At 65.4% G+C, this 19447-nt stretch carries 20 protein-coding genes; 8 read left to right on the top strand and 12 right to left on the bottom strand.

Features of this window, described 5'->3' with window-relative positions; translation table 11 throughout:
- Positions 1–76: 76 nt before the first annotated feature.
- From ISP20_RS04440 to ISP20_RS04405, 8 genes are all read left to right on the top strand, one after another.
- Positions 77–1273 (top strand): efflux RND transporter periplasmic adaptor subunit, encoded by a 1197-nt coding sequence (locus ISP20_RS04440; protein WP_204634871.1) that lies wholly within the window; start codon positions 77–79, stop codon positions 1271–1273.
- Positions 1274–1456: 183 nt separating this feature from the next.
- The gene (locus ISP20_RS04435; protein WP_204634870.1) at positions 1457–4657 is read left to right on the top strand and encodes an efflux RND transporter permease subunit; all 3201 of its coding nucleotides are present in this window, start codon (positions 1457–1459) and stop codon (positions 4655–4657) included.
- A 199-nt stretch (positions 4658–4856) separates the two neighbouring features.
- Positions 4857–6245 (top strand): efflux transporter outer membrane subunit, encoded by a 1389-nt coding sequence (locus tag ISP20_RS04430; RefSeq protein ID WP_204634933.1) that lies wholly within the window; start codon positions 4857–4859, stop codon positions 6243–6245.
- Positions 6242–7006 carry an SDR family oxidoreductase gene (locus ISP20_RS04425; RefSeq protein ID WP_204634869.1) on the top strand — a complete coding sequence of 255 codons (765 nt, stop codon included), beginning with the start codon at positions 6242–6244 and terminating at the stop codon, positions 7004–7006. The genes ISP20_RS04430 and ISP20_RS04425 overlap by 4 nt, the downstream gene beginning before the upstream one ends.
- A gap of 130 nt (positions 7007–7136) precedes the next feature.
- The gene (locus ISP20_RS04420) at positions 7137–8114 is read left to right on the top strand and encodes a TolB family protein (protein ID WP_204634868.1); all 978 of its coding nucleotides are present in this window, start codon (positions 7137–7139) and stop codon (positions 8112–8114) included.
- Positions 8115–8237: 123 nt separating this feature from the next.
- On the top strand, positions 8238–9317 hold the full coding sequence (locus ISP20_RS04415) for a sensor histidine kinase (RefSeq protein ID WP_239535310.1): 1080 nt from the start codon (positions 8238–8240) through the stop codon (positions 9315–9317).
- The gene (locus ISP20_RS04410; protein WP_204634866.1) at positions 9314–10081 is read left to right on the top strand and encodes a LytR/AlgR family response regulator transcription factor; all 768 of its coding nucleotides are present in this window, start codon (positions 9314–9316) and stop codon (positions 10079–10081) included. Before ISP20_RS04415 ends, ISP20_RS04410 begins: the two co-directional genes overlap by 4 nt.
- Positions 10082–10211: 130 nt before the next feature.
- Positions 10212–11189, top strand: coding sequence for a TolB family protein (locus ISP20_RS04405; protein WP_204634865.1), 978 nt, complete (start codon positions 10212–10214; stop codon positions 11187–11189).
- Here the strand turns inward: ISP20_RS04405 and ISP20_RS04400 are convergent.
- From ISP20_RS04400 to ISP20_RS04345, 12 genes are all read right to left on the bottom strand, one after another.
- The gene (locus ISP20_RS04400) at positions 11183–12067 is read right to left on the bottom strand and encodes an alpha/beta hydrolase family protein (protein WP_204634864.1); all 885 of its coding nucleotides are present in this window, start codon (positions 12065–12067) and stop codon (positions 11183–11185) included. The two genes, ISP20_RS04405 and ISP20_RS04400, sit on opposite strands and share 7 nt — an antisense overlap.
- 68 nt (positions 12068–12135) lie before the next feature.
- Positions 12136–12600: a GNAT family N-acetyltransferase gene (locus tag ISP20_RS04395; protein ID WP_239535309.1), complete on the bottom strand. Its 465-nt coding sequence runs from the start codon at positions 12598–12600 to the stop codon at positions 12136–12138.
- Positions 12597–13763: an AI-2E family transporter gene (locus ISP20_RS04390; protein WP_204634862.1), complete on the bottom strand. Its 1167-nt coding sequence runs from the start codon at positions 13761–13763 to the stop codon at positions 12597–12599. Before ISP20_RS04390 ends, ISP20_RS04395 begins: the two co-directional genes overlap by 4 nt.
- Positions 13760–14071 (bottom strand): hypothetical protein, encoded by a 312-nt coding sequence (locus ISP20_RS04385; protein WP_204634861.1) that lies wholly within the window; start codon positions 14069–14071, stop codon positions 13760–13762. Before ISP20_RS04385 ends, ISP20_RS04390 begins: the two co-directional genes overlap by 4 nt.
- Entirely contained in the window at positions 14068–14532 is a 465-nt protein-coding gene (locus ISP20_RS04380; protein WP_204634860.1) for an ABC transporter ATP-binding protein, read from the bottom strand. Before ISP20_RS04380 ends, ISP20_RS04385 begins: the two co-directional genes overlap by 4 nt.
- 21 nt (positions 14533–14553) lie before the next feature.
- On the bottom strand, positions 14554–14919 hold the full coding sequence (locus ISP20_RS04375) for an ElaB/YgaM/YqjD family protein (RefSeq protein ID WP_204634859.1): 366 nt from the start codon (positions 14917–14919) through the stop codon (positions 14554–14556).
- Between the two features lie 88 nt (positions 14920–15007).
- The gene (locus ISP20_RS04370; RefSeq protein ID WP_204634858.1) at positions 15008–15163 is read right to left on the bottom strand and encodes a DUF1328 domain-containing protein; all 156 of its coding nucleotides are present in this window, start codon (positions 15161–15163) and stop codon (positions 15008–15010) included.
- 130 nt (positions 15164–15293) lie between these two features.
- The gene (locus ISP20_RS04365) at positions 15294–15914 is read right to left on the bottom strand and encodes a YbhB/YbcL family Raf kinase inhibitor-like protein (RefSeq protein ID WP_204634857.1); all 621 of its coding nucleotides are present in this window, start codon (positions 15912–15914) and stop codon (positions 15294–15296) included.
- 43 nt (positions 15915–15957) lie between these two features.
- Positions 15958–17052 carry a PQQ-dependent sugar dehydrogenase gene (locus tag ISP20_RS04360; protein WP_204634856.1) on the bottom strand — a complete coding sequence of 365 codons (1095 nt, stop codon included), beginning with the start codon at positions 17050–17052 and terminating at the stop codon, positions 15958–15960.
- 61 nt (positions 17053–17113) lie between these two features.
- Positions 17114–17515 carry a DUF3224 domain-containing protein gene (locus ISP20_RS04355; RefSeq protein WP_204634855.1) on the bottom strand — a complete coding sequence of 134 codons (402 nt, stop codon included), beginning with the start codon at positions 17513–17515 and terminating at the stop codon, positions 17114–17116.
- Positions 17516–17618: 103 nt separating this feature from the next.
- Positions 17619–18623, bottom strand: a complete 1005-nt coding sequence (locus ISP20_RS04350; RefSeq protein ID WP_204634854.1) for a YheT family hydrolase — start codon at positions 18621–18623, stop codon at positions 17619–17621.
- Positions 18620–19396: a lysophospholipid acyltransferase family protein gene (locus ISP20_RS04345; RefSeq protein WP_239535308.1), complete on the bottom strand. Its 777-nt coding sequence runs from the start codon at positions 19394–19396 to the stop codon at positions 18620–18622. Before ISP20_RS04345 ends, ISP20_RS04350 begins: the two co-directional genes overlap by 4 nt.
- Between the last annotated feature and the right edge of the window lie 51 nt (positions 19397–19447).

Here is a 19447-nt window from a genome sequence, read left to right as displayed (position 1 = left end):
CAGATAGTACACCTAATCTTCCGCTCCTGATCGTCGGGGTACCCCCACGTCGACGAGTTCATTCCGGGAGCGCAACATGAAAAACCGATGGATCCTCGCCATTCTTGCCCTCGCCGTGGTGGGCGGCAGCTGGGCCTTGCTGGGCCATAGCGCCGACACCCACGCCCAGGCCGGGCCGCCGCCGGCACCCGCGGTCACGGTCGCCCAGGTGCTGGTGCGCCCGGTGGACGATGCCGACGAATTCACCGGCCGCCTGCAGGCCGTGGACACCATCCAGCTGCGTCCTCGCGTGAGCGGATATGTGGACTCGGTGCACTTCAAGGAAGGGGCGATCGTGCGAAAAGGCGATCTTCTGTTCCGCATCGACCCGCGGCCCTACCAGGCCGAGGCGGACCGCCTGAACGCCAATCTCGGCCAGGCCAAGGCCGAACAGGTGCTGGCCCAGTCCAATGCCGAGCGCGCCCAGCGCCTGCTCGATCAGCACGCCATTTCCAAGGAAGAGGCGGATCGTCAGCAGACCACGGCACAAAGCGCCAAGGCTCAGGTGGCCTCCACCACCGCTGCACTCGATGCCGCCAAGCTCAACCTGAGCTTCACCGAAGTACGCGCTCCGATCGATGGCCGCGTAAGCAACGCGCTGGTGACGCCGGGCAACCTGGTGACCAGCAACGATGTGCTGACCAGCATGGTGAGTGTCACTCCGATCTATGCGTACTTCGACGTCGACGAGCACAGCTACCTGAAGTTCGACCGGCAGCGTCGCGAACATGGCGCTTCGCCGCAGATCTCGATGGCACTGGCTGACGAAAAAGGGTTTCCGCACAGCGGCCGCGTCGATTTCGTCGACAACCAGCTTCGCGCCGGCAGCGGCACGATCCGCCTGCGCGCCGTCTTCGACAACGCCGACGCCAGCTACACGCCGGGCCTCTACGTCCGCATCCAGCTTCGCAGCGACAGCCGCCAGCCGCGTGCACTGGTCGACGACCGCGCCGTCGGTGCCGACCTGGGCAACAAGTACGTGTACGTGGTCGACAAGGATCGCAAGGTCGAATACCGCCGCGTGGTCACCGGTCCGCTACTGGACGGCCTGCGCGTGGTTACCGAAGGTCTGGACGCCAAGGACACCGTGATCGTCGCCGGCATCCAGCACGTGCGTCCGGGTGTGGAAGTGAATCCGACCAAGGTGGCGATGGAGACGCGCAGTCTGGATCCGAGCAAGCAGATTGCGATGGCGGGTGGCGCTAGCGGAAACAAGGCCGCGCAGAAGCCTTAGTTCGTCATTCCGGCGTACGCCGGGATGACGAATAGGAAAGCAATCGGCAAGAAATGAAATGAACGCCCTCGCTCTTTGGAGTCGAGGGCCAGGGACGCTTTGTCTCCGCATCACGCAAGCAAAGCGCCGGAAGTCCCCGCCTCGCGCGGGCATTGGTGCCAGCGAGCAACCAGGACGAATGCAATGAAAATCGCACAATTCTTCGTGGACAGGCCGATTCTGGCCGGCGTCCTCTCCGTGCTGATCCTCATCGCGGGCAGCATTTCGCTGTTCAAGCTGCCGATCAGCGAATACCCCGAAGTCGTACCGCCTACCGTGGTGGTGCGTGCTTCCTATCCCGGCGCCAACCCCAAGGTGATCGCCGAAACCGTTGCCACGCCGCTCGAAGAACAGATCAACGGCGTGGAAGGCATGCTCTACACCAGCTCACAGTCCACCAGCGACGGCGCGATGACGCTCACCGTCACGTTCGCGCTGGGCACGGACCTGGACAACGCCCAGGTCCAGGTGCAGAACCGCGTCGCGCAAGCACAGCCGCGCCTGCCCGAGGAAGTGCAGCGTCTTGGCGTGACCACGCAGAAGAGCTCGCCCGACCTCACCATGGTGGTGCATCTGATCTCGCCGGATCAGCGCTACGACATGCTGTATCTGTCGAACTATGCGCGCCTGCACATCAAGGATCAGCTGGCCCGCCTCGATGGCGTCGGCGACGTGCAGATCTTCGGTGCCGGCGAGTACTCCATGCGCGTGTGGCTCGATCCGCAGCGACTGGCGTCGCGCCAGCTCACCACGGGCGATGTGGTGCATGCGATCCAGGAGCAGAACATCACCGTCGCGGCTGGTGCACTGAATGCACCGCCGGGTCCGACCAACTCCGCTTTCCAGCTCAACATCAATACGCAGGGCCGACTGATCACCGAGGAAGACTTCCTCAATATCATCGTGCGCAAGGATGCCGACGGTTCGTTCACGCATCTGCGTGATGTGGCCCGCGTGGAACTGGGTTCGAACAACTACGCGTTGCGCAGCCTGCTCAACAACCAGCCGGCGGTGGCGTTGCCGATCTTCCAGCGTCCGGGTTCCAACGCGATCCAGATCTCCGATGAAGTCCGCGGCCTGATGGCGGATCTGAAGAAGGATTTCCCGCAGGGTGTGGATTACAAGATCGTCTACGACCCGACCGTGTTCGTGCGCGGTTCGATCGAAGCGGTGGTGCATACGCTGTTCGAAGCCATCGCGCTGGTCGTGCTGGTGGTGATCCTGTTCCTGCAGACGTGGCGCGCCTCGATCATCCCGCTGGTCGCCGTGCCGGTGTCCTTGATCGGTACGTTCGCCGTGATGCTGATGGCGGGCTTTTCGCTCAACGCGCTGTCGTTGTTCGGACTGGTGCTGGCGATCGGCATCGTGGTCGACGACGCCATCGTGGTGGTGGAGAACGTCGAGCGACATATCGAGCACGGACTCTCTCCCAAGGAGGCCACACGCAAGGCGATGAACGAAGTGACCGGACCCATCGTGGCTACGGCGCTGGTGCTGTGCGCGGTGTTCGTGCCGGCAGCGTTCATCAGCGGCCTGACCGGTCAGTTCTATCGCCAGTTCGCGCTGACCATCGCCATCTCCACCGTGATCTCTGCGTTCAACTCGCTCACCCTCAGCCCGGCACTGGCTGCCCTGCTGCTCAAGGATCGCGATGCGCCGAAGGACAAGTTGAGCCTGCTGATCGATCGCGCCTTCGGCTGGGTGTTCCGTCCGTTCAACCGCTTGTTCATCAGCAGTGCGAACCGTTACGTCGGTGGCGTGAAGCGCATCCTTCGCTCGGGTTCGATCGCGCTGATCATCTATGGCGGTCTGGTGTTGCTTGGCCTGTTCGGCTTCGCCCACGTGCCGACCGGTTTCGTGCCGCCGCAGGACAAGCAATACCTGGTGTCGTTCGCGCAGCTGCCGGATGCCGCCTCGCTTGATCGTTCGGAAGACGTGATCCGCCGCATGAGCGACATTGCGCTCAAGCAGCCGGGCGTGGAAAGCGCGGTGGCGTTCCCGGGTCTGTCGATCAACGGTTTCACCAACAGCACCAACTCCGGCATCGTGTTCGTGACGCTCAAGCCGTTCGAGGAACGCCGCGATGCGTCGCTGTCGGCCGGTGCGATCACCGCGGCCCTGCAGCAGAAGTACGCCGGTATCCAGGACGCGTATATCGCGATCTTCCCGCCGCCGCCGGTGAACGGCCTTGGCACCATCGGTGGCTTCCGCCTGCAGGTGGAAGACCGTTCGGATGCGGGCTTCGAGGAGCTGTACAAGCAGACGCAGAACCTGGTCCAGGCAAGCACCCAGGTGCCCACGCTGGCGGGCCTGTTCTCCAGCTACCAGGTGAGCGTGCCGCAGATCGATGCGGACGTGGACCGCGAGAAGGCCAAGGCCGAAGGCGTGGATCTGGCCGATGTCTACCAGACCATGCAGGCGTACCTCGGTTCGCTTTACGTCAACGACTTCAACCGTTTCGGTCGCACGTACCAAGTGAACGTTTCAGCCGAGCCGGGCTTCCGTCACGAGCCGCAGGACATCCTGGGCCTGAAGACGCGCAGCTCGACGGGCGAGATGATTCCGTTGGGTTCCTTCCTCACGGTGAACCAGACCGTGGGTCCGGATCGCGTGCAGCACTACAACGGTTATCCGACTGCCGAGATCAACGGCGGACCGGCACCGGGCTTCAGCAGCGGTCAGGCGCAGGCGGCGATTGAAAAGCTGGCCAAGGACAACCTGCCCAACGGCATGACGTTCGAATGGACCGAGCTGACCTATCAGCAGATCCTCGCCGGCAATACCGCGGTACTGGTGTTCCCGTTGTGCGTGCTGCTGGTGTTCCTGGTGCTCGCCTCGCTGTACGAAAGCCTGCTGCTGCCGCTGGCGGTGATCCTGATCGTGCCGATGGTGCTGTTGTCTGCCATCTCGGGCGTGTGGATGACCGGTGGCGACAACAACATCTTCACCCAGATCGGTTTGATCGTGCTGGTGGGCCTGGCGTGCAAGAACGCGATCCTGATCGTCGAGTTTGCCCGCGAAGCGCAGATCCTCGAAGGCATGGACCGCACCCAGGCGGTGTTGGAAGCGGCTCGCCTGCGACTGCGCCCGATCCTGATGACCTCGTTCGCTTTCATCATGGGCGTGGTGCCGCTGGTGACCTCGCACGGTGCGGGTGCGGAGATGCGTCATGCGATGGGTGTGGCGGTGTTTGCCGGCATGCTGGGCGTCACCTTCTTCGGCCTGATCTTTACGCCGCTGTTCTATGTGCTGGTCCGCGGCTGGGGCGAACGCGTGAGCGAACGCCGCCGCGCCCGCAAGGCTGCCCGCCTTGCGCAGGACAGCAACCTTATCGAGGAGCATTGATATGCCGTTCTTCAAGAACCTCAAAACCGCACTTCTCCCTCTCCCCGCCGGGGAGAGGGCCGGGGTGAGGGGCCGCTCCAGCGACACCCTCGGTTCGGGCGTTGGCCACATGGATTTCGCCCTGGCCGACGACTGCGCCTGCGAGCCCGTGTCCCGCCGCAACACCGCCAAGAAAGTCACCGCCATTGCCGCCGCCATCATGCTGTCCGGCTGCGTCAGTGTCGGTCCCGACTACCACGCGCCGCAGGAGAAGCCGGTGGCGCTGCAAGGCGTCAATGCGCAGGAGTCCACGCAGACGTTCCAGGCGCAATGGTGGAAGCAGTTCAACGATCCCACGCTGGAAGCATTGATCCAGCGCGCGGCGGCGAACAGCCCCGACCTGAAGATCGCCTATGCACGCCTGCGTGAATCCCGCGCCCTACTCGGCGTGGCGAAGTCGCAGCAGATCCCCGATGTGGAAACCGGCGTGAACTACTCGCGTGCCCGCGAGCAGCAGCCCGGCTTCACCGACCAGCGCACCACCATCACCAGCTACCAGGCCGGATTCGATGCCAGCTGGGAGATCGATCTGTTCGGCGGCGTGCGTCGCTCGGTGGAAGCCGCGCGTGCCGATGCCGGCGCCAGCGAAGCGTCGTTGCAGGATGCGCAGGTCACGTTGTTCGCGGAAGTCGCGCGTTACTACTTCGACCTGCGTGGCGTGCAGCTGCGCATCGATGTGGCCAATCGCGACATCGAGAACCAGCGCGAGTCGCTGCGTCTTATCCACGCACGTTCGGATATCGGCACGGGCTCGGAGCAGGACGTCGCAAGCGCTACCGCCCGGCTGAACTTCGTCGAAGCACAGCTGCCCACGCTGCAGACGATGGCCCAGAACGACACCTCGCGCCTGGCCGTGCTGCTGGGCGAGCGTCCGGGTGAACTGGACATCGATGTCTCGCCGAAGGGCTTCAAGCCGATCGATGTGGCGCTGGATATCGGCAACGCGGGTGACATGCTGCAACGCCGCCCGGACATCCGTATCGCCGAGCGCGAACTGGCCGCCGCCAATGCGCGCATCGGCGTGGCCAAGGCGGATTACTACCCGCACATCCAGCTCGGTGGATTCCTCGGCTTCCTCGCCGGTCGCAGCAACGACTTCGGCGGGGCGCAATCGCGCGCCTGGTCGATCGCACCGAGCATCACCTGGTCGGGCCTCAACGTGCAGCGCGTGCGTTCCAACGTGAAGGCCAGCGAGGCGCGTTCCGATGCCGCCCTGGCGAGCTACCAGCGCACCGTGCTGCAGGCGGTGGAAGACGTGGACAACGCCATCGTCGGCTACAACCTGCAACGCGAGCGCGTGCTCAAGCTGCAGGATCAGGTGACCAACAGCCGTCACGCCGCCGATCTTGCGCGCATCCGTTACAACGAAGGCGCCGCCGACTTTCTGCTGTTGCTCGATGCCGAGCGCACGCAGCTGGAAGCCGAGGATGCGCTGGCCGATGCGCAGGCTGCGATCAACCTGCGTGCCGTGTCGGTGTACAAGGCGCTGGGCGGTGGCTGGCAGGCTTGCGCCACCGAGCGTTGCGACCAGTTGGCCGCGACGCCATGAACGCGGTGGCGTTTCCGGGGAGGCCTTCACGACGTCGCGCGGCGGCGGCCGACCCGGAGCCGTCACAGCGCATTGCCCTGGTCAGCGGCGGCAATCGCGGGCTGGGTTTCGAAATCTCGCGCCAGCTCGCCGCCGAAGGCGTGACCGTGCTGCTGGGCGCGCGCCGCCCACTGGCCGGCGAGAAGGCCGCGCGGCAATTGCGCCGCGAAGGCGGCAACGTCATCGCGGTGCCCTTGGATGTCACCTCGACGCAATGTGTCGGAGAACTCGCGGCACGCATCGACGGCGAATACGGTCGGCTGGATATCCTGATCAACAACGCCGGCGCGTACTTCGATGTCGACAACCAGGCATCGTCGGTCGATCTTGGCCTGGTGCGGCAGGCGCTGGAAACCAACCTGCTCGGTGCCTGGCAGCTCACCGAGGCGATGCTTCCGCTGATGCAGCGGCATGGCTACGGCCGCATCGTGAACGTCTCCAGCGGCTGTGGCGCCATCGACAGCGACGGTTCCAGCTGCCCTGCCTATCGCGTGTCCAAGGCCGCGCTCAACAGCCACACGCGCATGCTGGCGGCGGAACTGGCGGGCAGCGGCATCCTCGTCAACGCGGTGTGCCCCGGCTGGGTCGCCACCGACATGGGCGGCCACGGCGGACGCCCGGTGGCCGAAGGCGCGGCCGGCATCGTCTGGGCTGCCATGCTGCCGTCGCGCCCCGCGCTCAACGGCAGCTTCTTCCGCGACCGGCAACGCATCGACTGGTAGCGCCTGCAACCGGCCGTACGTGGCAGCTTGCCGCTCGTGGCAGCGCTGCTACCGGTAGTCACAAAAGTGGCGACGGCACATGACTTCCGCCCTACGTTTGCACGGTGTCCCCAATCGTGCGGATGTCGGAGTGAGCAGCATGTGGCAGCAGATGATGGGCGTGGCCTTGATCGCGATATCGGCGCTGGTGGCATCGCCGGCGATCGATCGGCCGGCGCTCGTACCCACGGTATTCATTCCCGGCGGCGACATCGCTGCCGCCGACGATGCCTCGCCCGCCTTCACCCCCGATGGCAACACGGTGTATTTCATGCGCGGCACCGAAGGCGGCGCCGTGGTGATGGCATCGCATCGTGTCGACGGCCACTGGTCGTCGCCCGTAGTGGCGCCGTTCTCGGGTCGCTGGCGCGATGGCGATCCGGCGATGGCACCCGACGGTTCCTTCCTGGTGTTCGCCTCCAACCGCCCCGTCGAGAAGAACGGTGCGGCTCTCGACGCCGTGCGCAAAGGCCAGCGGCTGGTTGGCCAGGGCATGAATCTATGGCGCGTCGAGCGCCAGGGCGATGGCTGGAGCGAGCCGATGCGTCTGCCCGATGCCGTCAACACCTGCACCAGCACTTTCGCGCCGAGCATCGCCGCGGACCGCAGCGTCTACTACATCGGCTGTGCGCCCGACGGCGTATTGCGCCCGTTGCGCACGGTCTATCAGAACGGTCAGTACCAGGCGCCTTACGTGGTGGCGGTGGGCGACAAGGATGCCCAGATTCGCGATGTCGCCATCGCGCCCGATCGCTCGTTCATGGTCTTCAGCATCAAGCACGATCCCAAGCAGCCCTATCGCCTGGCGATTGCCTTCCATACGGCCGACAACTGGAGCACGCCGCAGGACCTGGGCGACACGGTGAACGGCGGCACGGCCAATATGGGTTCCCAGCTGGGCTGCGACCATCGCACGCTGTATTTCACCAGCGACCGGGCCTTGCCTGCGCCGCTGGCGGCGGCCGCCAACGCGAACAGCAACCGCATGTGGAAAGTGTCATTGGCACCCTGGCTCGCCCGCCTGGGCGACCGACTCGTGACTGCGGCAGCGGCCTGTTCCGCCGGTTGATGCTGGCTTGGGCAAGGCTGCGCCATTGATGCCTTCAGGCACTGTCGCCGCCGCCGGCGGACACCCAGACTATGCAAGTTCATGGCGGCAACGCATGCCTGCGAGGTTCCGGTGTCCGACCTTATGACCGCGCCACGTTGGAAGATCTGGGGGCTGGTTTTCGCCTTCTGGACGCTGCTGGCGCTCTCCTATACGGCCAGCTCGGTGATCTCGATGATCAGCGAGGGCGAGGTCTACACCTGGATTCGCCCGCTGACCTGGAACCTCACCAACGCCTATCTGTGGATGTTGCTCACGCCACTGGTGGCGTGGCTCGGTACGCAAGGCGGCGGTGGCGGCTGGAGCCGCTTCTGGGCCGTGCACGCGCCCAGCAGCATCCTGCTTGCCGCGCTCGAAGTGATGGTGGTGCTGTGCATCTACTGGACGTTGGTCGGACCGCCCGCCTCCCGGCCTGACATCACCTTCGGCGCGTTCGCGCGCATGCAGTTCGCCTATAACTTCCATCTCAGCTGGATCACCTACGGCGTGATGCTGGTGGTGCTGCGCGCGATCGATTCGCAGCGACGCCTGCGCGACGAGCGCCTGCGCAATTCGCAGCTGGAAACGCAGCTGGTACAGTCGCAGCTGCAGACCTTGCGCGTGCAACTGCAACCGCATTTCCTGTTCAACACGCTCAACGCGATTTCCGCGCTGGCCTTGGCCGATCCGGTGCAGGCGCGCCAGATGATTGCGCGGCTCAGCGACTTCCTGCGCCTCACGCTGGAAGAACGACACGCACAACAAGTGCCGTTGTCGCGCGAAGTGGAATTTCTCACCTGCTATCTCGGCATCCAGCAGGTTCGCTTCCAGGACCGCCTCACCACGCACCTGGACGTATCTCCCGACACCATGCGCGCCCTGGTGCCGAACATGATCCTGCAACCGCTGGTGGAGAATGCGCTGCGCCACGGCCTGCTGGACAAGACCGAACGCGGCACGCTGCGCGTGGTGACGCGCCGCGATGGCGACGATCTGCTGCTGCGCGTGGACGACGACGGCATCGGCCTGCCCGCCGATGGCGCCAAGGACGGTCTGGGCCTGGGCAACACGCGCACGCGCCTGGACATGCTGTTCGGCGCCAACGCTTCACTGGAGCTGCATCGCAAGGAAGAAGGCGGCACGCGGGTGGAACTTCGCTTTCCATTCCGGGAGCGCGCCGCATGAACACGCCACCGATCCGTACCTTGCTGGTCGACGACGAAGTGCTGGCGCGGCTGGCGATCCGCCAGGCGTTGGCCTCGCACAGCGACGTGGCGATCGTCGGCGAATGCGGCAATGCGAGCGAAGCGCGGCTGGCCATCGAGGCACTGGAGCCGGATCTGATGTTCCTGGACATCCGCATGCCCGGCATCGATGGCTTCAAGCTGCTGCACGGGCTCAAGCGCGATACCTCGCCCATGGTGGTGTTCGCCACCGCGTTCGGCCAGCACGCGTTGCGCGCATTCGACGCCAATGCGATCGACTACGTGCTCAAGCCGATCGACCAGGAACGCTTCGACCAGGCCATGGCGCGCGTCAGGCGCCACTGGCAAGGCCTGCACGCCGCGCCCGTCGCCTCTCCTGCAGGCAGCGCGCCGGCAAGTCCGCCCTCGCCTTACCTGCAACGCCTGAGCGTGCAACAGGGCGAGCACATCCGGGTGATTGCCGCCAGCGACATCGACTGGATCCGTGCGGATGGCAACTACGTGCACATCCACGCAGGCAGCGCGACCTATCTGCATCGCGAATCGCTGCGTCATCTGCTGGCGGCGCTCGATCCCGGCGGTTTCCTGCGCATCCATCGCGGCATCGTGGTGAACGTCGAACGCATCCGCGAAGTGCATCCGCTGTTCCAGGGCAGCGCCGAAGTAGTGCTTCACGATGGCACGCGGTTGAACCTCAGCCGCCGCTTCCGCATGCATGCTCGCCGCGCGCTGGGCATGGCCTGACCGTCGGCGCTGCGGTGACGACCGCTCGTCACCGCGCGGGCACCGCCGATCACAAACCGGCTGCGCGGTGGTCATCGATGCTCCAGGTTAGGGGGGACTTACCGTCCCCCCTCCTGAAGGAGCCTCGTGCATGTCGTCGAAGTCGTTCGTGCTGGCCGCATCCGTGGTGCTTGCGTTGATCTCTGCCCGCGTCAACGCTGGCGAACTGGTAGGCCCGGGCGTCATCTCCACCGCCTTGCAGGAAACCTCCGCGGCTGTGACGCCGGACGGCAACACGCTGTACTTCATGCGTTCGGATTTCGCCGAGAAAGACGACACCATCCTGGTCTCGCACAGGCAGGGCGATCGCTGGAGTCTGCCGCAGGTCGTCTCGTTCTCCGGCCAGTGGCACGATTCCGAGCCCGCCCTCTCGCCGGATGGAAAGCGGCTGTACTTCGTCTCCAACCGTCCGTTGCGCGATGGCGATGTGCCCGTGATGGCAGAGATGGGCGGACAGACCTTCGCCGGCACCAACCTGTGGTACGTCGAGCAGCAGCGCGACGGCCACTGGGGCAAGCCAGTGCACGTCGACGGTGCGCTCAATGATGGCGCGATGATCTACAACCCGTCGGTAGCGTCCAACGGCGACATCTATTTCTCCGCGCATCGCGACGATTCGGGCAAGGCGTACCAGATCTATGTGGCGCACCACACGGCCAAAGGTTATGCGAAACCGGAGCGGTTGGCGCTGGGCGATCTCGATCACAACCGCATGGACCCCTGCGTCGACCCGGACCAGCGCTTCCTGATCTATGCCGGCAACGAAGGCGATTCGCTGGGCAGTGCCGATCTCTACATCGCGTTCCGCGAGGCCGGCGGTCAATGGAGCAAGCCGATCCACTTGCCCGGCGACATCAACAGCAGCGCGCTGGAGAATGCGCCGTCGCTGGGTCGCCGCTTTGGCGAGCTTTACGTGTCCAGCGGCCGCGAGAACACGGTGCAGTTTCCCAAGCCGCAGGATGACATCGCCTCACTGCAGCACCGGCTGGAAGAACCGCTCAATGGCTCGCGCAACCTCTGGCTGTTCGATATCGGCGATGTGCTGAAGGCACACGGCATCGATCATTGAGTCGATGCCGCTCCGAGCCACGCGCCAACGGCACGACGCACGCCCGCAAGCGATGAGGCGTCCGCCGCCCACTGGTGGGACATGTCGGGCAGTTGCCGAAGCTGCAAGCGCGAGGCCTGCTTGCGGTAGAGCGGTCGCAGGCCTTCGTACAGCTCGGATGCGACATGCGAGTCGATCACCGAATCGTTGCTGCCCTGCAGGAACAACAGTGCCGGATGGTGCCTGGCGATATCGGCGGTGTGCGCGATGGCATCCGTCCGCCGCGCCAGTTCGCGCGAAGCAGGCGACCACGCATACGTCTGCTTGGTCGCCTGCTCGTAGGCTTGCACCGAGGCGCTCAAGCCGGTGGATGCATTGATCAGCACGGCCGCATCGATCTTCACCTTGTCTTGCGACAACGCGTAAAGCGCCGCCGCACCGCCCGCCGAGAATCCCACCAGCTCGATGGCGCCGTCCCGTTGCATGCAGGCGTTCGTGCGCAGCGCTTCCACCACGGCCGGCAGCTCATCGGCCGCGCCCGCCACGACCGGCTTGAACAGCTCCAGTCCCACGTCTTCGCTCTGGCGCCGCGCCAGTTCCTTGTTGCCGCCCGCCGGCGCGCGGGCGCCGAACAGCGGCAGGCCGAGGTAGACTTTCACCGCGTCGACGTCGTCGAGCGGCAGCGCTTCCATCATCGCGCCCTCGCTGGCCGGTGGACCGAAGCCGTGCCAAAGGATGACCGGCGGCTTTCCGATATGCGGCGGTATGCGCAGGATGGCTGGCACGCCGGCCAGCGTCGTTCGCGTGATGGTGGGATGGTCGCGCGTGCCGACTGCACAAAGCGGCGACGCGCCAGCCGCACATGCAGCGGTACAACCACTCGCAAGCAGCAGCGCCATGGCGCCGATCCGCACCGTCCATGCAGGCCGCATGAGCTCACCCATCGGGAAATGTCGTTGAGGCGACGCTACAACGGCTTGCGATAGACAATAAACCCTGACTTCTCGGCTAGGTGGTCGTAAAGCTTCATCGCGGTGGTATTGGTTTCATGGGTCTGCCAATACACGCGCGACGCGCCGGCCTGGCGCGCCTTCGCATACACCGCTTCGATCAATGCGCGGCCCACACCCAGGCCGCGCGCCTGCGCCACGGTGAAGAGATCCTGCAGGTAGCAGCTGTTGGCGATGCTGATGGTGCTGCGGTGAAACAGATAATGGGTCAGGCCAAGCAGTTGGCCGTCGCTTTCGGCGACCAGCGCATGCATCGGTTCGGCGGGATCGAGAAAGCGCGACCACGCGGAAAGAATGACCTCATCCGGCAGCGCGGTTGCGCCGCTGCGGCCATAGAACGCGTTGTAGCCGTCCCATAAGGGCTTCCACGCAAGGAAATCGTGCTCGGTCACCTCGCGGATGACCAACGGCGATCGACTCAACGCTGCACCATGCGCGCAAACCAGCGCCATCCGCGCACGCGTTCGGCCACCAGCTTGGCGCTGGTGAGCATCGGCACGGCGAGCAGGGCGCCAGGAATGCCCCACAACCAGCCCCATACCAGCAGCCACAGCAGGATCGCGATGGGGCTCAGGCGCATGCGATGGCCCTGGATCAACGGCGTGACCACATTGCCTTCGAACGCCGTGATGCCCGCAAAGGTGAGCGCCGGCAGCAAGGCCGCGCTGGGCTGGTCGAAGTTGAGCAGGCCCACCACCGCCAGCACGGCGGTGGTGCTGATGGCGCCCACGTAGGGAATGAAGTTGGCCAGCATGGCCACCGTGCCCCACAGCAGCGGATCGGGCATGTGGTAAAGCCACAACATGCCGGCGGTGACGCCGCCGAGGCCGACGTTGATCAGCGAGGCGGTGAGGATGTAGCGCGAAACCTCGTACTGGATGCCGCGCACCACATGCACGGCATGCCGTTTGTAGCCGAAGCTGGGCGAGGCCTCGACCAGTCGCCGCAGCATCAAGTCGCCATAGACGAGGAAGAAGAACACCAGCAGCACCACGGTAAGCACGCCCGCCAGCACCTTGGGCGTGGTGGACACCACGTCCCACACGGTGATCGACAGCGGCGACTGTGCCGATCCCTGCACCCGGGTCGGTCCGGTGAGGCCCTGCGTGGCCCGGTTGGCCGCTTCCAGCGGCTGGGTGATGTTGCGCAACTTCGGAATGAAGCTGCGGATGGCCGTGGGCGCTTCATGCACCCATCCCAGCGCCGGCTGGGTCAGCGCCCCGACGCCGGCGCCAATGGCCGTCATCAGGCCGATCATCAGCACGCTGGCCGCCAGCCAACGCGGAATGCCGATGCGCGAGCAGCGCGCCACGATGGGATTGAGCGCCAGGCCAATGAACGAAGCGAGCACCAGCGGTATCAGCAGCTGCTTGGTGATGGTCAGCGTGTACGCCAACGCCAACGCCAGGAAGATGTTGAGCACGACGCGAATGCCGCGCAGGTGACGCCGCGCGCTCTGCGTGCGCTGCACATGCATCAGGGCCACACGCGGTTCGCGGCTGGGCACCATCGCTTCGATGGGTACCGCTGTCTGCGCCGCGTCACCTTCGGCAACAGACGGGGGTGGTGACGTCGGCGTGTTCATGTGAAGTCGCTGGTGTCCGGTGCGTAACCGTCGCCGTGCTGCGAGAACTCGGCAACCAGCCGCATCGCCTGGCCCACCACTTCCGCGGCGGTGCCGCTGAGCAAGGCGCCCAGCCCCGGCACGCGCAGCGGATGCACGTTGAGCTTGCCCAGCACGAAGCCGGCGCCCGCCGCCATGCCCACGGTGGTGAGCGGATGACGCTGTCCGCGCAGCAGCAGCGCCTGGGCCGGTTCGGCCACGGCCGCGCGAGCATCCTTTGCGCGGTCTTTCGCGTCGCGCACCGCATGCATTTGCTTGATGAGGCTCACGGCACGTCCTCCCGGCGGATGTCGCCCGGCGGATCGGGGCGATGCATGACCTCATGCATCATCGCATTCCATTCGCCCCGCGTCGCCGGCAACGTCATCCAGTGCATGCAGCGGCGGAACAGCAGCATGGCACCGGCCAGGAACAGCAGTTCCACCAGCGACAGCGCCGCCAGCGCCCAGGCCCACGAGCCGAACCACTGCGCCAGCAGCCAGCCCGTCAAACCCAGCAGGGTCAAACCCAGCCCGACGGCCGCCACGGTAGCGGTCAGGCCGGCAATCAACAGCCAGTGGACGGCGGCGCGCGCCAGTCCCAGTTCGGCGGTCAGCAGCGTCAGTTGTGCGCCGAACAGTTTGCGGAAAGCGCGGCCGAGACGGCCGATGTCATCCAGCAGGCCCGGCGGCGCAGGAGGTGGCGTCTCGTCGGGCGAGGCGGGCGCGTCGTCGCGTCCGGTCTGGTCCATCCCCTGTCCTCGGGTTATCGATTATCGGCGGAGTATGCGGCCAAGCAGCCAGCCGGCGCCAAGGGCGATGGCCACGGACTGCACGGGCTTCTCGCGCACGTAGTCACGTGCGACTTCCAGCCATTCGTCGGCCCGGTCCACGGCTTCGTCATAGGCCTCGCGGCCGCGCTGGCGGTATTCGCCGGCTTTTTCGGTGGCTCGCGTGGCGGTGTCGGCCGCCTTGTCGGTGGCACGGTGCAGGCCTTCCTCGACCTTGTCGGCCGCGCGATCGACGGCTTCCTTGGTATTCGTCACGGCGCTGGTGGTGGCCTGCTTGATGCGCTCGGCACGTTCTTCGATGCGCTCGGCAGCCGTGTTTTCTTCATGCGCCTGGACTTGCTTGTTCATGACGTTCTCCGTTGAAGCGGACATGCAATGGTCGTGACCGGTCCCGCAAAACGCATCGGGGCGAACACGCCCCGATGCGCCGTTGCTTTCAGCTCGCGCGCCTGAAGAAGGCGATGACGGCCAGGATCAGGAACACGATAAACAAGATCTTCGCAATACTGGCAGCGGTACCGGCGATGCCAGTGAAACCGAACACGGCAGCAATGATGGCGATGACCAGAAATACCAGGGCGTAGTGAAGCATGGGTCGATCCTCTCAGCGGACATGACATCGTCCTGACCGCCATTCACCCACAGCCCATGCCTTGCGGGTGTGAAAATGACCTCAGCCCCGGTCGGTCTTTGGTCACCGTTCACGCTCGCGATTGCGGCGTTCAGGTCGCTGCGGGATTGATCGTATAGGTGCCCATGATCTCCGCCTCGGCCAGCACATGGCCGTCCATCGCGGCGCGCAATGCGCTCACGGTGAAACCATCGGCAAGCTTCAGGCTTTCCACGTCCAGCGCGTAGAGGCGGAAGTGGTAGTGGTGCACGATGGAATCGTTCCACGGCGGGCACGGACCGTCATAGCCGAGGTATTCGCCACGCATGTCGGCATCGCCGGCGAACCAGCCGGTGTAATCGTTCAAGCCCTGCACGCTGCCCGGCGGGCCGTACGGTGCACGCTTGCCGCGCGCCACGATGCCGTCGCTGCACGCGCCTTCGGCCAGTTCGCCGCATTCCACCGGGATATTGGCCATCAGCCAATGCACGAATTCCACGCGCGGCAGATCGGCGGGCACGGTGCGGCCTTCCTTGTTCACGTCGTCCGGCTTGCTGGGCACGTCGAAATCGAAAACGGCGAGCACGAACGAGCGCGTGGCGTGCGGCGCGTCTTTCCACGCCAGATGCGGACTGAGGTTGTCCGACAACGCGAAAGGCTCGCCCTTCTTGCCGAAGGCCAGTCGCACAGGCATCGCCTGGCCGTGTTCGAAACTATCGCTGCGCAGTTGCAAGGTCGTTCTCCGATCAGCATGGCGTCGCCGCAATGGCGCCGCCTCAGGGTTTTTGATAGGTCACGCGGTAGACCGCGCCGGCCAGGTCGTCGCTCACCAGCAGGCTGCCATCGGGCAGCGGCTGCACGTCGGCGGGACGGCCCCAGGCCTTCTCGTCCTGCTGGAATCCCTCCAGCAGCGGTTCGTAGGCGACGACCTTGTCGCCGTTGAGATGCACGCTCATCACGCGATAGCCGGATTTCTTGCTGCGATTCCACGAACCGTGTTCGGCAAGGATGATCGCACCATGGTAGTTGGCCGGGAACTGCGAACCTTCGTAGAAGCGCAGACCCAGCGCGGCGACGTGGTTGCCCAGCTTGTACACCGGCGGCGTGTAGTCTTTGCAATTCTTGCCCTGGCCGAATTCCGGATCGAGCGTGTCGCCCTGATGGCAATAGGGATAACCGAAGTGCTCGCCCACGCGCGTGAGACGATTCAACTCGTCGCTGGGCATGTCGTCGCCCATCAGGTCGCGGCCGTTGTCGGTGAACCACAGCTGCTTGCTCTTGGGCTGCCAGTCGAAGCCGACGGTGTTGCGAACGCCGAAGGCGACATCTTCCAGGCCGCTGCCATCGGCGTTCATGCGCGTGATCTTGGCGTAGTCCTGGTCTTTGTCGCAGATGTTGCACGGTGCGCCGATCGGCACGTAGAGCTTGCCGTCGGGTCCGAATGCGATGAATTTCCAACCGTGGTGCGTTTCGGTGGGAAACTTGTCGTAGATCACATCGGGCTTCGGCGGGTCGTCGAGATGGTTCTCGATGTCGCGCAGCACCAGGATCTTGCTCACGGCGGAGATGTACAGGTCGCCGTTCTTGAACGCCACGCCCACCGGCAGCTTCAAGCCGCTGGCGATCACGCGCACCTTGTCGGCGCGGCCGTCGCCCTTGCTGTCGGCGAGCGCGTAGACCTTGCCGGCGCTGTTGGAGCCGACGAACACGGTGCCCTTGGCGCCCAGGGCGATTTCCCGCGCGTTCGGCACCTGGTCGGAATAGACGGCGACATGGAATCCCTTCGGCAGCGTGAGCTTGTCCAACTGCGGCGCCGCCAGCGCGGCGTGGGCAGCGAGAATTCCGAACAGACCAAGTATCAACTTGCGCATGAACGGCACTCCGAGTGGGGAGTTCCAGAGCCTAACGCCATCGCGGCGGCGCGGGAAAGCATCACGGCAGATCGGGCAGCGTGTACTGAAGATCGTACGAATGCGTGCCGTTGGCGATGATGATGGTCAACTGGCCCGCGATGCCCGCCAGCTCATCGGTGCCCGAGTCCGGCACGATGGTGACCGACAACTGCGGCGTGCCGCGATGCATGGTGCCGCTGTGCTGCAAGGCGAAACTGCCCTGGCGCCCATGCACGCTGCCCTGCACCCGCTCCATCGCCACGTAGCCGGCGGAACCGTCGACGGCGGTGCCCATGGCGAGCATTTGTCCCAGGCCGCGCGCCTGCATGTCGCCATGAAACTGCTTGTCGAGCGCCAGGCGGCCCACGCCGGGATCGCCCACGCCTTCTTCGGGCGCTTGCGGCGTGATCTTTACTTCGAACGTGCCCTTGGCGTGTGCCATGTCCGGTTGCTCCGTCTTTAGTCGATGCTGGCGCGGATGATGCGGCGACGTTGTGACAACCAGCGCATGCTCGGCGCCGGCCGCGGCGCTGTCAACGAGAAGCTCAGGCGGAGGCGATCGCGTTGAAGCGCGCGGCGATGTAGTCGTCGGTGAAACTGGTCATGTCCCAGCCGCGGATATAGCCGCAATGGCCGCCGTAGGGCGAAATATCCAGCTCCACGTTGGCGGGCAGGTCCAGCCGCTCGAAGGCGGCGACCGGAATGACCGGGTCGTCGCGCGCGGTGAGGATGGTGCATGGCACGTGCATGCCTTCCAGCGCGCGGCCGGCCACCGAATAGCCGTCCAGATACGCTTCCAGCGAACCGAAATCGGTGTGCCGCGCCACCAGCGAGGCGGTCAGTCCGCGCAGGTTCTGCTTGAGCTCGGCGAGCTCGAAATACTGGTGCTGCGGAAACGCCGCCTGCTTGGCCTGCAGCGAACGCCGCCACTTGTGCATGAAGTAGGCCTGGTAGAACCACGGCGCCTGCGCTTCCAGCGAGAACAGGCCTTCGCCCGGATCGATGATCGGGCAGACCGCCAGCGCGTAGCTCAACGGCAGCTTCGCCGCGGGCGCCTGCATGGCTGCACGCAGCGCGAAATTGCCGCCCAGCGAGAAGCCCGCCAGCACCATCGGGCGGGAAGGAAAGCGCTGCGCGATGTCGTTCAACGCGTGCACCACCTCGTCGATGCGGCAGGAATGGAACAGCGCTTCGTTGAGGTTGTGGCTGTCGCCGTGATCGCGGAAATTCAGCCGGAACACGTCCCAGCCGTCGGCCAGCAGGCGGCTGCCGGTCTGCAGCACATAGGTGGAATCGACGCTGCCTTCCCAGCCGTGGAACAACACGGCCAGGCCGCGCGACTGCGGCTGCGCCGTCTGCATGGTGTAGGCGCCGGTGAGGCGCACGCCGTCACCGCCGTTGACCACCATCGGCTGGGAATTCTGCAACACCGTCTGCGCCGCCTTGGGCAGCAATAGGCGCCGCACGCCGCTGGAGGACAGCATGGTCTGGATATGCCCGCTGCGTAGCGGCCACGGCGGCAGAAAATCCTTTCCCCTGGGCAGCGTCATGCGTGGTTTTCGTGGCCCGGCTTGTCTTCCAGCGCCTGCGCAATACGCTCGCGTGCCGTTTCCGCCATGCGGCGGCGCGCATCCGGCATCGCCGCCACGGGCGCGAGGAAATGCACTTCGGCATCGAGCGGCGCTTCGCCCAGCAGACGCAGGAAGTTCTGCATGAAGTTCTCGTGCTCGCGGAAGCCGGCATCCACCACGCGGCGACCGTCGCGCGCGAAGCGCAGCGCCACCGGCTGCACCGGCACTTCGGCATCGAGCGCGGCCTGGAAGATGCGCGCATGGAACACGCGCAACACGCCGTTGTGGCCCGTGCCGCCTTCCGGAAACACCGCCACCGAACGACCGCCGCGCAGGCGATCCACCATCACCTGCATCACCGCCGCCAGCGAATGGTTGCTGCCGCGGCGATGGAAGATGGTGCCGCCCGCCGAGGCCAGCCAGCCCACCAGCGGCCAGCTGGCGATTTCCGCCTTGGCCACGAAGCAGGCCGCGCGCTGGCTGTGCAGCAGTTCGATATCGATCCACGAGGTGTGGTTGGCCACGAACAGCACCGGATCGGCCAGCGGCTGGCCGACGCGTACGGAACGCAGGCCGAAGATGCGCAGCAAGGCGGTGGACCACCAGCGGATGGTGCGATGCGCAAAGGGCTCGCGGCCGTCTTTCATCACCGCGTTGCGGCGCCAGGTAATCACCAGCGAGCAAAGCAGCACCCCGAGCACCACATGCAGCAGCAGCAGCGGCACGCGCCAGAGGTAGCGCAGGGGTCGCATGGAATCTCGGCGGGCGGGGGCGGAAAGGGATTGGCTATTCATCAGTCCGGT

Origin of the sequence: Dyella kyungheensis (assembly GCF_016905005.1) — a bacterium.
Taxonomy (GTDB): Bacteria; Pseudomonadota; Gammaproteobacteria; order Xanthomonadales; family Rhodanobacteraceae; genus Dyella; species Dyella kyungheensis.
Note: the sequence above shows the minus strand (reverse complement) of the source record. Positions and strands in the feature narration are given on the sequence as shown.